General features: G+C 62.8%; 11 protein-coding genes. All 11 read left to right on the forward strand.

Annotated elements, in window-relative coordinates; genetic code table 11:
- The first annotated feature begins 28 nt into the window (after nucleotides 1-28).
- Nucleotides 29-277: an RNA chaperone Hfq gene (gene hfq, locus CLAM6_RS05470; protein ID WP_043335203.1), complete on the forward strand. Its 249-nt coding sequence runs from the start codon at nucleotides 29-31 to the stop codon at nucleotides 275-277.
- Nucleotides 278-292: 15 nt separating this feature from the next.
- On the forward strand, nucleotides 293-1,663 hold the full coding sequence (gene hflX, locus CLAM6_RS05475; protein ID WP_052384759.1) for a ribosome rescue GTPase HflX: 1,371 nt from the start codon (nucleotides 293-295) through the stop codon (nucleotides 1,661-1,663).
- A gap of 387 nt (nucleotides 1,664-2,050) precedes the next feature.
- Nucleotides 2,051-3,277 (forward strand): FtsH protease activity modulator HflK, encoded by a 1,227-nt coding sequence (gene hflK, locus CLAM6_RS05480; RefSeq protein WP_153635357.1) that lies wholly within the window; start codon nucleotides 2,051-2,053, stop codon nucleotides 3,275-3,277.
- Complete coding sequence (gene hflC / locus CLAM6_RS05485; protein ID WP_043335206.1) at nucleotides 3,277-4,158, forward strand: protease modulator HflC; 882 nt, start codon at nucleotides 3,277-3,279, stop codon at nucleotides 4,156-4,158. Before hflK ends, hflC begins: the two co-directional genes overlap by 1 nt.
- 348 nt (nucleotides 4,159-4,506) lie before the next feature.
- Complete coding sequence (locus CLAM6_RS05490; protein ID WP_153635358.1) at nucleotides 4,507-5,691, forward strand: ATP phosphoribosyltransferase regulatory subunit; 1,185 nt, start codon at nucleotides 4,507-4,509, stop codon at nucleotides 5,689-5,691.
- Nucleotides 5,692-5,879: 188 nt separating this feature from the next.
- Complete coding sequence (locus CLAM6_RS05495) at nucleotides 5,880-7,175, forward strand: adenylosuccinate synthase (RefSeq protein ID WP_043335209.1); 1,296 nt, start codon at nucleotides 5,880-5,882, stop codon at nucleotides 7,173-7,175.
- A 403-nt stretch (nucleotides 7,176-7,578) separates the two neighbouring features.
- Nucleotides 7,579-8,085: an SUF system Fe-S cluster assembly regulator gene (locus CLAM6_RS05500; RefSeq protein ID WP_153635359.1), complete on the forward strand. Its 507-nt coding sequence runs from the start codon at nucleotides 7,579-7,581 to the stop codon at nucleotides 8,083-8,085.
- Nucleotides 8,086-8,204: 119 nt separating this feature from the next.
- Nucleotides 8,205-9,647: a Fe-S cluster assembly protein SufB gene (gene sufB / locus CLAM6_RS05505; protein WP_153635360.1), complete on the forward strand. Its 1,443-nt coding sequence runs from the start codon at nucleotides 8,205-8,207 to the stop codon at nucleotides 9,645-9,647.
- Between the two features lie 74 nt (nucleotides 9,648-9,721).
- Nucleotides 9,722-10,471 carry a Fe-S cluster assembly ATPase SufC gene (sufC, locus tag CLAM6_RS05510; RefSeq protein WP_043335213.1) on the forward strand — a complete coding sequence of 250 codons (750 nt, stop codon included), beginning with the start codon at nucleotides 9,722-9,724 and terminating at the stop codon, nucleotides 10,469-10,471.
- On the forward strand, nucleotides 10,471-11,883 hold the full coding sequence (gene sufD / locus CLAM6_RS05515; protein WP_052384761.1) for a Fe-S cluster assembly protein SufD: 1,413 nt from the start codon (nucleotides 10,471-10,473) through the stop codon (nucleotides 11,881-11,883). Before sufC ends, sufD begins: the two co-directional genes overlap by 1 nt.
- Complete coding sequence (locus CLAM6_RS05520) at nucleotides 11,880-13,124, forward strand: cysteine desulfurase (RefSeq protein ID WP_153635361.1); 1,245 nt, start codon at nucleotides 11,880-11,882, stop codon at nucleotides 13,122-13,124. The genes sufD and CLAM6_RS05520 overlap by 4 nt, the downstream gene beginning before the upstream one ends.
- Nucleotides 13,125-13,180 lie beyond the last annotated feature (56 nt).

Genomic DNA, 13,180 nt, shown 5'->3' on the forward strand with positions numbered 1-13,180 from the left:
CGAACGAGACATTTTTACGGAGAGTCACATGTCCAAAGGTCAATCACTCCAGGACCCGTACCTGAACATCCTGCGCAAGGAACGTATCCCGGTCTCGATCTTCCTGGTCAACGGCATCAAGCTGCAGGGCCAGATCGAATCCTTCGATCAGTTCGTGATCCTGCTGCGCAATACTGTCTCCCAGATGGTTTACAAGCACGCTATCTCGACCGTGGTGCCGTCGCGCAATGTGCGCCTGCCGGCCCAGGATCCGAGCGTGCCGTCCACAGAAAGCTGAAGTTAGAGGCGCTGATTGTTCTTCGAACGACCCGAAGCCGGTGAAACGGCCGTCCTGGTGCATGTCAATTTCCGGGACGAAAAAGAACGCGAGGATGCCGGTGAGCTCCTCGAACTCGTACGTTCGGCAGGCGCCGTGCCGGCGACCCTCATCGAGGGTAGCCGGCCCCGCCCCGACTCCCGTACGTTCATCGGAGAAGGCAAGCTTGAGGAAGTGCAAGAGGCCCTGGCCGTGCACGAAGCCGAGCTGGTCATTTTCAACCATTCATTGAGTCCTTCCCAGCAGCGAAACCTCGAAGCCACGCTCAAGTGTCGCGTCATCGACCGTACCGGTCTGATTCTCGACATCTTTGCCCAGCGTGCGCGGACCCATGAGGGCAAGCTGCAGGTGGAACTCGCACAGCTCGAGTACATGTCCACCCGCCTGGTGCGGGGTTGGACCCACCTTGAGCGTCAGAAAGGCGGTATCGGTCTGCGAGGCCCGGGGGAAACCCAGCTCGAGACTGACCGTCGCCTGTTGCGTGCCCGTATCAAGTCGATCCACAAGCGACTCGAGAAGGTGCACAAGCAGCGCGATCAGAACCGCCGTGCCCGTGCGCGTGCCGAGATCCCGAGCCTGTCGCTGGTCGGCTATACCAACGCCGGCAAGTCGACGCTGTTCAACGCGCTGACCACCTCCGAGGTGTACGCCGCCGATCAGCTGTTCGCGACGCTGGACCCGACGCTGCGTCGTCTGGAGCTCGAGGATGTCGGTCCGGCAGTCCTGGCCGATACCGTCGGCTTCATTCGTCATCTGCCGCACAAGCTGGTGGAAGCCTTCCAGGCGACCCTGCAGGAAGCGGCGGAAGCGGATCTGCTGGTACATGTCATCGACGCCGCAGACCCGGAGAATGACCGCAATACCGAGCAGGTCAATCACGTCCTGAGCGAGATCGATGCCGGTGATGTGCCGCGTCTGTTGGTCATGAACAAGATCGATCGACTCGACATGGCGCCGCGCATCGAGCGTGATGGCTTCGGTCGTCCGCTGGCGGTGTGGCTGTCGGCACGCGACGGCAAGGGGCTGGATCTGCTGATGCAGGCCTTCGCCGAGCTGCTGTCCGACAACGTCATCTCCATGCAGCTGACGCTGGGGCCTGCCAAGTCCCGTCTGCGGGCAGGCCTGCATGAGCTGGACGCGGTCAAGGACGAGCAATATGACGAGCAGGGCAATGCGCTGCTGGACATTCGTCTCGAGAAACGCGACTTTCTGCAGTTGTTGTCGCATCTTGGTGAATCGCCTGAAGATTATCTCGGCGGTGAACATGACGACCGCGAAGCCTGGCAGCGTGAGCTGTCCGCCGAACGCGCGGAAAAGCATCGCGTGTCGGTCACGCACAAGTCCTGATACCGTCTGGTAGCGAGACTTGCGCCGGTGCGCTGCGCTGCGCTCGACGAGAAGTGGCGCGCGACGCAGCATCGCACCGTTGTCGCATTGCAGTGGCAAGCACTACCCGGCATCCATCGCCGCGCACGAATGACGATGGATGCCCTCGCGCAGGGCCTGCCCTGCGCGTCAGAGCAGCGGGCATTCAGCAGGATTGGCTGGATGCCGTCCGACGGACGATGGTCGTCGGGCAGGGCCATGGCCTTCTCCCGCAAGGGACGCGTCGCCATGCCGTACGAGAGAATCGGTCGCCGGAGGCCATCAGGCTCAAGGCATGGAACCGGTCGCAGCTGGCAGGGCGGCGTCATCATAATGACGAGCGGAACATCGACTGAGTGGAGACGACGTATGGCTTGGAATGAGCCGGGTGGCGGCAACCAGCATGACCCGTGGAGCGGCGGTGGTCGCAACGGGGACAAGAAGGGGGGCGGGGGTAGCGGCGGTGGCAATGGTGGACCGCCCGACCTCGACGAAGCGCTGAAGAAATTCCAGGACAAGCTCAACGGCATGCTCGGCAATGGCCGCAAGCGTCGTGGCGGTGCCGGTGGCAATGGCAATGGTGGCAACGGTGGCAGCACCAATGCCTTCGCACTGCCGGGTATCATCGGTGTCATCCTGGTCGCCATCTGGGCGGCTTCCGGTTTCTATCTGGTCGATCAGTCAGAGCGTGGCGTCGTGCTGCGTTTCGGCAAGTACAACGACATCGTCGGTCCGGGCCTGCACTGGAATCCGCCGATCATCGACGATGTGCGTGAGGTCAACGTCACCAAGGTGCGTTCGCTCTCCCAGACCAAGTCGATGCTGACCCAGGACGAGAATATCGTCGAAGTCCAGATGTCCGTGCAGTATCAGGTGTCCAACCCGCGTGACTTCCTGCTCAACGTCCGTGCGCCCGAGATCAGTCTCGAGAACGCCATGGACTCTGCGCTGCGTCACGAAGTCGGCAGTGCCGACATGAACGACATCCTGACCTCCGGTCGTGAACTGCTGGCCAGCAACGTCAAGTCGCGCCTGCAGTCCTATTTGGACAACTACGGTGTCGGCCTGACGCTGCAGACCATCAACGTCGAGTCCACCTCTGCGCCGGCAGCGGTCCAGGATTCCTTCGATGACGTCATCAAGGCGCGTGAGGATCGTCAGCGCACGATCAACCAGGCACTGGCCTACGAGAACTCGATTCTCCCGGAAGCCCAGGGTCAGGCGCAGCGCATCATCGAGGAAGCCGAGGGTTACAAGGAGTCCGTGGTCGCGAAGTCCCAGGGTGAGGCCAACCGCTTCACGTCCCTGCTGACCGAGTACCAGAAGGCGCCGGAAATCATCCGCGAGCGCATGTATCTGGAAACCATGGGTGAAGTGCTCGGCAAGACCAACAAGGTGCTGGTGGATGTCGAGAACGGCAATTCTCTCATGTACCTGCCGTTGGACAAGCTGGCCAACAAGTCCAGTGCTGCCGCCGAAGACAGCAGTGGCATGAGTCGTAGTGAGCTGGACCGTGTGTCCCGACAGGCGAGTGATGCCCTGAGCCGCAGCCAGAGCACTGACAGCAGCAACAGCATCCGTCGGGAGGGTCGTTAATGATCAACAATCGCTCACTGATGGCCGTCGCCGGTCTGGCCGTAGTGGCCTGGCTTGGTAGCAACAGCCTCTACACGGTTGATGAGACCCAGCGCGCCATCAAGCTCAAGTTTGGTGAAGTGGTGGAAGACAACATCCAGCCCGGTCTGCACTTCAAGCTGCCGGTCTACAACACGATCCGTACCTTCGATACGCGCGTGTTGACGCTGGATGCCCAGGCAAGCCGTTATCTGACCCGCGAGAAGAAGGCCGTCATCGTCGACTCCTTCGTCAAGTGGAAGATCGTCGATCCGAAGCGCTACTACGAAGCGACTTCCGGCGACGAGCAGATGGCCGAGCGCCTGATCGCGCCGCGTGTCGACGAGAGTCTGCGTAACGAGTTCGGCAAGCTCGAGCTGGTGCAGATCATCTCCGAGCAGCGTGACGCGCTGATGAAGAAGCCCACCGAAGAGCTCGACGAGGTGATGCGCAAGGAACTGGGGGTGTCGATTCTCGATATCCGCGTCAAGCGTATCGACCTGCCGGACGAAGTCTCCCAGGCGGTCTACGAGCGCATGAAGACCGAGCGTCAGCGTGAGGCACGTGAGTATCGTGCCCAGGGTCAGGAGCAGGCCGAGAAGATTCAGGCCAATGCCGATCGTCGCCGTTCCGTTCTGCTCGCGCAGGCCGAAGAACAGGCGCAGACCCTGCGCGGTGAGGGCGATGCCTCCGCCGCTGCCATCTATGCCGGTGCCTACGGGGCGGATACCGAGTTCTTCCGCTTCTACCGCTCACTGCAGGCCTATCGCGACAGCTTCAAGGGCGATGGCAACATGATGGTCATGCAGCCGGACAGCGAGTTCTTCCGCTTCTTCAAGGACCCGCAGGGTGGCAGCAAGTAAGCAGCATCACTCAGCCCGAAGGCTTGCTTTCGGGGATGTTGCGCGCGGCCTCTGGCAGCATCAGAGGCCGCGCAGTGGATGAACGTCGCTCGAGAGGTCCGCGGGGTTCATCCCACAAGGATTCATGCTAGACTCCTGCAACCGGGCACCGCCCGGTTTTTTTGTGGCCGCTTTTCATGCACAGGCGCAAGGCCGACAGGAAAGCGTCGAGCAGGACCTTGCTTCACGGGTCTCGGTCGGCTGCTGTGAAATCCCCCGCAGGCGTCGCGTTCGTCACGCACGCCAGCCGGGTGAATTTCCTCGCGTCACGAGTCACCCCTTGTCATAAATCTCTCGCAGGATAGCGCAATGACCATCGCAGATCGCTGGCTCCTCCCGGATGGCATGGATGAGGTATTGCCCCCTCAGGCAACCCGTATGGAGGCGCTGCGCCGCGCGCTGCTCGACCTCTATCATCGCTTCGGCTATGACCTGGTGCTGCCGCCGCCCGTCGAATTTCTCGATTCGCTGCTGACCGGCACCGGTACCGAGCTTGATCTGCAGACCTTCAAGCTGACCGACCAGATGACCGGTCGCATGATGGGCGCCAGCGCCGACGTCACCCCGCAGGTGGCGCGCATGGACGCTCACTCCCTGCACCGCGAAGGCCCGGTACGTCTGTGCTACTGCGCCAACGTGCTGCGCACCAAGGCGGACAAGCACCAGGGCGGTCGCAGCCCGGTGCAGGTCGGTGCTGAGCTGTTCGGTCACGCCGGCCTCGAGGCCGACCACGAGATCCTGCACCTGGCACTGACCAGTCTCGAGCAGGCCGGCGCCGGTGAATTGCACCTGGCACTGGGCCATATCGGCATCTATCGTGCCTTGATCGCCGAAGCCGGCATGAATGACGAGTACGAGCGTGAACTGTTCGCCGCCATCGAGCGTAAACAGTATTCCGCTCTCGATGCATTGATCGATCGCGTGGTGGGGGACAAGGTAGTGGCGGGCATGCTCAAGGCGCTGCCGCACCTGCACGGTGATGACGAGATTCTTGCCCAGGCGCGTACCGCCTTCGCCGGCGCACCGGCGGCAGTCGCCAGCGCTCTGGATCAGCTGACGGCGCTGAGCTGCGCGGTCCGCGAGCGTCATCCGCAGGTCACGCTCTATTTCGATCTCGCCGAACTGCGCGGTTACGAGTATCACACCGGCATGGTGTTCGCGGCCTACGTCCCGGGATACGGTCAGGCGCTGGCCAAGGGTGGTCGCTACGACGATACTGGACGTGCCTTCGGTCGTGCGCGTCCTGCCACCGGCTTCTCGATGGACCTCAAGCAGCTGGCCTCGCTGGCCGTGCAGGCCCCGGCCTGCGACGGCATCTGGGCGCCGGCACTCAACGACAGCGCGCTGCGTGAGTGTGTCGATCAGCTGCGTGCCGCTGGCGAGCGTGTCATCGAAGCGCTGCCGGGCCAGACCACCGGCGCGGATGCACACCGTTGCAATCGTGAGCTGGTCAATGGCGACGGCGGCTGGCAGGTCGTCACACTCGATGCCTGAGCTTGTATGACTGAGCTTGTATGACTGAGCTTGAATGGTTGAGCTTCGGTGATCCGAGAGCGATGGCAGCGAGTGACAGATAGCAGAACAGCTGGGGCCACTGGGTCCCGAGGTGCAGCTGCCGACAGGGCAGCTGCACTTGTGAGTGGGTTTTCACCGACGGTTATTCACCGAAAGAGATAGGAACCATGGGCAAGAATGTAGTCGTGCTCGGCACCCAATGGGGTGATGAAGGCAAGGGCAAGGTCGTCGACCTGCTGACCGAATCCGCCAGCGCCGTCGTGCGTTTCCAGGGTGGCCACAACGCGGGTCACACCCTGGTGCTGGACGGCAAGAAGACCGTCCTCCACCTGATCCCGTCCGGCATCCTCCACCCGGGCAAGACCTGCGTCATCGGCAACGGTGTCGTGCTGTCTCCGGAAGCGCTGATCAAGGAAATCCGCGAGCTTGAAGCCAACGACGTGCCGGTGCGTGATCGCCTGCGACTGTCGCCGGCCTGCCCGCTGATCCTGTCCTACCACGTGCGTCTGGACCAGGCGCGCGAGAAGGCCCGTGGCGTCGCCAAGATCGGTACTACCGGTCGCGGCATCGGTCCGGCCTACGAAGACAAGGTCGCGCGTCGTGGTCTGCGTCTGGGTGACATGCTCCACCGTGAGCGTTTTGCCTCCAAGCTGGGCGAAGTGCTGGATTACCACAACTTCGTGCTGCAGCACTATCACGGTGAAGCGCCGGTCGACTTCCAGCAGGTGCTGGACGAAGCCATGGAAATGGCCGAAGAGCTGCGCCCGATGGTCTGCGACACCGTGGATCTGGTCCACTCCGTGCGCAAGGCCAACGAGAACATCCTCTTCGAAGGTGCTCAGGGCTCACTGCTCGACATCGACCACGGTACCTACCCGTACGTCACCAGCTCCAACACCACTGCCGGCGGCACCGCCACCGGTTCCGGCGTCGGCCCGCTGTATCTCGACTACGTGCTGGGCATCACCAAGGCCTACACCACGCGTGTCGGCTCCGGTCCGTTCCCGACCGAGCTGTTCGATGAGTTCGGCCGTCACCTGGCCGAGCGTGGCCACGAATTCGGTGCCACCACCGGTCGTGCGCGTCGTTGTGGTTGGTTCGATGCCGTCGCTCTGCGTCACGCCGTGCAGATCAACTCGGTCAGCGGCATCTGCCTGACCAAGCTGGACGTGCTGGATGGTCTCGAGAACATCCGTGTCTGCATCGGCTATCGCAGCAAGGATGGCGACGTGCTGGACAACCCGGTGGATTCCGAAGGCTACGAAGCCATCGAACCGCTGTACCAGGACCTGCCGGGCTGGAGCGATTCCACCATCGGCGTGCGCGAAGTCGACAAGCTGCCGGCCAACGCCCGCGCTTACATCAGCTTCCTGGAAGAGCAGGTCGGCGTGCCGATCGACATCATCTCCACTGGCCCGGACCGCAACGAGACCATCGTGCTGCGCAACCCGTTCCACGGCTGATCATCACGCATGGCTCACATGAGCCTTGCATGACGGCATGATGGCGTGACCAAGACACCCCGTCGGGAATTCCCCGGCGGGGTGTCTTGCGTTGTGGAGGGGCGCGCGTTGTAGAGATGACTTGTGTTGCAGGTAGGGCTTGCGTTGTAGAGAGGGTGGGGCTGCCGTCATCGCTTACCTGGCGCGCACGGGATTGTTGTACAGGGCACCTGGTCCCTAGGGCAGGGCTGGTAGATATTTTAAATGGGAATGATTGTTATTTTTGTTGTGATCGGCGGCTATCTTGTCGGCAAACTGGTTGCCCAGGTCGCAATTCGACGTTTTCGGTGGGGTCCCCGCTTCACATCGTTCTGATACAGGACTAAAATGGTCCCCAATTAATCTTCCCGTGGTGGAGGCCAGCATGCTGAAGCTTTCCAAGATGACCGATTATGCCGCTGTCGTGATGGCGCGCATCGCCCGCGAGCCGGACTCGGCCCATGCGGCGATCGATCTGGCCGAAAGCGTGCAGCTGCCGCATCCCACCGTGAGCAAGACGCTCAAGGCGCTGGTGCGGGCAGGGCTGCTTGAGTCGCGGCGCGGCGCGCTGGGCGGTTATCGCCTGGCACGCCCGGCCAGCCAGATCACGGCCAGCGACATCATCAGCGCCATCGAAGGCCCGGTGGCCGTGACCGAGTGCAGCCACGCCGACGGCGATTGCGAGCTGGTCAACACCTGCGGGGTGGCCGACAACTGGCAGCGCGTCTCGTACGCCATCAGTGAGCTGCTGGGCAGCGTGACGCTGGCGCATCTGGCGTCATCCGCGCCACTGCGCATGCCGGTGCAACTGCCGATTCAGGCCATCAGCCTGTACGGGGATGACGAACCGCCCCCCATGGCCACGGCAGCCGACAGCACCGGTAAACGCTGAATCCGTTGCCGCGCGACACACGTCGCCGTGGCAACACGAACATTCGAACTTCGCTGCGATTCGGGCGGGGTGATCAGGCATCTGAACAGACCCGGAGCTCTCCGGGAGAGGAGACCAGCATGGCGAGCCAGGAGATGGAGCAGCTTGTACAGCGCGAGTACAAGCAGGGCTTCGTGACCGATATCGAGAGCGACACCATTCCGCCGGGACTGGATGAAAGCGTGATTCGCTTCATCTCGGCCAAGAAGGGTGAGCCGGAGTGGATGCTGGAGTGGCGTCTGGATGCGTATCAGCAGTGGCTGAAGATGAAGGCGCCGTCCTGGGCCCACCTGGATTATCCGGAGATCGACTACCAGGCGATTTCCTACTTCAGCGCGCCGAAGAAGCCGGAAGACCGCCCGCAGAGTCTGGACGAGGTCGACCCCAAGCTACTCGAGACCTACGAGAAGCTGGGTATCCCGCTGCACGAACGTGCCGCACTGGCCGGTGTCGCGGTCGACGCGGTCTTCGACTCCGTGTCTGTGACCACCACCTTCAAGAAGGAGCTGTCCGAGGCGGGCGTCATCTTCTGCTCCATCTCGGAAGCCATCCAGGACTACCCGGAGCTGATCAAGCAGTATCTCGGTACCGTGGTGCCCAAGGCAGACAACTACTTCACCGCGCTGAACGCGGCCGTCTTCACCGATGGCTCCTTCGTGTTCGTGCCGGAAGGCGTCACCTGCCCGATGGAGCTTTCCACCTACTTCCGCATCAACGCCGCCAACACCGGCCAGTTCGAGCGCACCCTGATCATCTGCGAGAAGCAGGCTCAGGTCTCGTATCTGGAAGGCTGTACCGCGCCGCAGCGTGATGACAACCAGCTGCACGCCGCCGTGGTCGAGCTGGTGGCACTGGAAGACGCCTACATCAAGTACTCCACCGTCCAGAACTGGTATCCGGGCGATGAAGATGGCAAGGGCGGCATCTACAACTTCGTCACCAAGCGTGCCGACTGCCGTGGTGACCGCTCCAAGGTCTCCTGGACCCAGGTCGAGACCGGCTCCGCGATCACCTGGAAGTACCCGTCGTGCATCCTGCGCGGCAAGCACAGTGTCGGGGAGTTCTACTCCGTCGCCGTCACCAATGGCCGTCAGCAGGCGGACACCGGTACCAAGATGATCCACATCGGTGAGGGCACCAAGTCCACCATCGTCTCCAAGGGCATCTCGGCCGGTAATTCCGAGCAGTCCTATCGTGGTCTGGTCAAGATCGGCCCGCGGGCCAAGGGCGCGCGCAACTTCACCCAGTGTGACTCGTTGTTGATCGGCGACCGCTGTGGCGCGCACACCTTCCCGTATCAGGAAATCGGCAACGCGACGGCCACCGTCGAGCACGAGGCGACGACCTCCAAGATCGGCGAAGATCAGCTGTTCTACTGCCGTCAGCGCGGCATCAGCGAGGAAGATGCGGTCAACATGATCGTCAATGGCTTCTGCAAGGACGTCTTCCAGGAGCTGCCGATGGAGTTCGCCGTCGAGGCCGAGGCGCTGCTCAACGTCACCCTTGAAGGCGCCGTCGGCTGATCCCGCCGTCCCTTTCGCATTCACCCCATTCTTGAAGGCCGCTCGCGGGCGGCCTGTCAGCAAAAGGTATCAACATGCTCGTAGTCAAAGATCTGCACGTTTCGGTGGAAGGCAAGGAAATCCTCAAGGGTCTCGATCTGACCATCAACAAGGGTGAAGTCCACGCCATCATGGGGCCGAACGGCGCAGGCAAGTCCACGCTGTCTTCCGTGATCGCCGGCAAGGACGGCTATGAAGTGACCTCGGGCACCATTACCTATGAAGGTGAGGATGTGCTGGAGATGGAAGTCGAAGAGCGTGCGCGTGCCGGCATGCTGCTGGGCTTCCAGTACCCGGTGGAAATCCCGGGGGTCAAGAACGTCTACCTGCTCAAGGCGGCGCTGAATGCCAAGCGTGAAGCCGAAGGCCTGGGCGAGATTCCGGCCCCGGAATTCATGAAGCTGATCCGCGAGAAACTGGCCTTCATGCAGATGGACGCCAGCTTCCTGCAGCGCGCCGTCAACGAAGGCTTCTCCGGCGGTGAGAAGAAGCGCAACGAGATCCTGCAGATGCTGGTGCTGGAACCGAAGCTCGCCATGCTCGACGAGATCGACTCCGGCCTCGACATCGATGCCCTCAAGGTCGTCGCCAAGGGCGTCAACTCGCTGCGCAACGAAGACCGCGCCGTGCTGATGGTCACCCACTACCAGCGTCTGCTCGAGCACATCGTGCCGGACCAGATCCACGTGCTGATGGATGGCCGCATCGTCAAGTCCGGCGACAAGTCGCTGGCACTCGAACTCGAAGCCCAGGGCTATGACTGGCTGCAGGAGGAAACCGCGTAATGACAGCACTTGCTACCGCGTCCGTCCCCGGCAGCGAAGCCTTCGCCAGCGAATTCGCTGCCCGCAAGGCCCGCTTTGCGGCTGACCCGAGCTGGATGGCCGCCCGCCGTCAGGCCGGCATCGCCCGCTTTGAAGCCCTCGGCCTGCCGACCCGCAAGGTCGAGGCCTGGAAGTACACCGACACCCAGGCACTGGGTCGTCAGCAATATCGTCTCGCCGACGATGCAAGCCTCGCGCCGGCCGTGAAGGATGCGCTGGCTCTCGACGTCGACGCCTACCGTCTGGTGTTCGTCGATGGCCTCTACAATGCCGAGCTGTCCGATGTGGCAGGCCTGCCCGACACCGTGCGTGTCGTGCCGCTGTCTGACGCCATCGTCAATCAGCCGGAAGTCATCGGCGGCTCGCTGAACCGCCTGACCGGCATCGACTTCACGCCGTTCGTGGCGCTGAACTCCGCCTTCACCGAAGAGGGTGCGGTGATTCAGGTCGGCCCGCGCACGGTGCTCGACAAGCCGGTCTACGTGCTGTTCCTGTCGCGTGCCGCCGTCGAAGGCCAGCCCGTGACCATGAGCCACCCGCGTCTGCTGGTGCAGCTGGGCAGCCGCGCTGAAGCCAGCGTGATCGAGCATCACATCGGTGAGAGCGGCGCGACCAACTTCACCAACATGGTCAGCGAAGTGATGCTGGAGCGCGGCGCCGTGCTCAATCACTACAAGCTGGGCGAAGCCGCCACCGGCGAGACGCATATCGCCTCGCTGCAGGTCGAGCAGCCGCGTGACAGCCAGTATCGCTCCATCAACCTGAACACCGGTGGTGGTTTGGTGCGCAACGACATCGTCTGCGACCTGAACGGCAACAACGCCCATGCACGCCTCGATGGCCTGTTCTTCGGTCGTGATCGCCAGCACGTGGACACCCACTCGCTGGTCAATCACAACGAGGCACTGACGTTCTCCGACGAGAACTACAAGGGCATCCTGGCCGACCGCGCCCGCGGCGTCTTCAATGGCCGCGTGCTGGTCAAGCGCGACAGCCAGCAGATCGAGGCGCATCAGAACAACGCCAACCTGCTGCTGTCGGACCGCGCCGAGATCAACACCAAGCCGGAACTCGAGATCTACGCCGACGACGTCAAGTGCTCCCACGGCACCACGACCGGTCAGCTCGACGAGACCGCCGTGTTCGCGCTGCGCGCCCGTGGCATCGATGAGCAGACCGCCCGTGGCCTTTTGACCCTGGCCTTCGCCAACGAAGTCATGACCGGTCTGGGCATCGACGCCATCGCCGAGCGCATCGAGCGCAGTGTCGCGGGACGCCTGCCGTCACGCTTCCACCTCGATGAGCTGGTCGATCTCAGCGTCGAGCTGGGCGGTGGCGCCGTGGCGGTGGCACGTGATGAGGACTTTGCATGAGCGCACTCGACAACCTGATGCTCGACGTCGTGCGGGTACGCGAGGATTTTCCGATCCTCGAGCGTCGCGTGCATGGTGATGTGCCGCTGATCTATCTGGACAGCGCCGCCACCAGTCAGACGCCGACCGCCGTCATCGACGCGATGAGCGACTACTACCGCAAGACCAATGCCAACATCCACCGTGGCCTGCATACCCTGGCGGATGAGGCGACGGCGGCCTTCGAAGGTACGCGTGAGAAGGTGCGCAGCTTCATCAATGCGCGTCTGACGCGGGAAGTCATCTTCACGCGTGGCACCACCGAGGCGATCAATCTGGTCGCCAACAGCTGGGGAGCCAACTGGCTGAATGCCGGCGATGAAGTGCTGATCTCGGTGATGGAGCATCACGCCAACATCGTGCCGTGGCAGCTTCTGGCCGAGCGTCTCGACATCGTCATCAAGGTCATCCCGTGTGACGACGATGGCGTGCTCGACATGGCGGCTTACCGCGACCTGCTGGGCGAGAAGACACGCCTGGTCTGCGTCAATCAGGTTTCCAACGCCCTGGGCAGCATCAACCCGGTGGCCGAGATGGCGACGCTGGCGCACGCTCACGACGCGCTGATTCTGGTCGATGGCGCCCAGGCGGTGCCGCATCAGCAGGTCGATGTGCGCGAGATCGATGCTGACTTCTATGTCTTCTCGGGCCACAAGATGTACGGCCCGACCGGCATCGGTGTGCTCTACGGCAAGGAAGCGCTGCTGGAGGCGATGCCGCCGTGGCAGGGTGGCGGTGAGATGATCCGCACGGTGTCGTTCGAGAATGGCACCCTGTTCGCGGACCTGCCGCACAAGTTCGAGGCCGGCACGCCGCCCATCGCCGAGGTCATCGGGCTGGGCAAGGCCATCGACTGGCTGGACTGCACCCACATGGCGCTGATCACGCGCTGGGAACAGCAGCTGATGCGCCATGCCAGCGAGCGCATGCGCGAAGTGGACGGCCTGCGCATCATCGGCAACTCGCCTGACAAGGCAGGCGCGATCTCCTTCGTGGTCGATGGTGCCCACGCCCAGGATATCGGTCTGCTGATCGACCAGCTGGGGGTCGCCATCCGTACCGGCCACCACTGCGCGCAGCCGGTGCTGCGTCGCTTCGGTGTCGATGCCACCTGTCGGGCCTCCTTCGCGGCCTACAACACGCCGGAAGAGATCGACATGTTCGTCGATGCCCTGCAGCGTGTGCTGACCATGGTGCGCTGAGCACCACCCTGCGGTGGCCCTGACGGGCGCTGATCAATGAGGCTCGCGCATGGCGG

Source organism: Cobetia sp. AM6, from assembly GCF_009617955.1.
Lineage (GTDB): Bacteria > Pseudomonadota > Gammaproteobacteria > Pseudomonadales > Halomonadaceae > Cobetia > Cobetia amphilecti.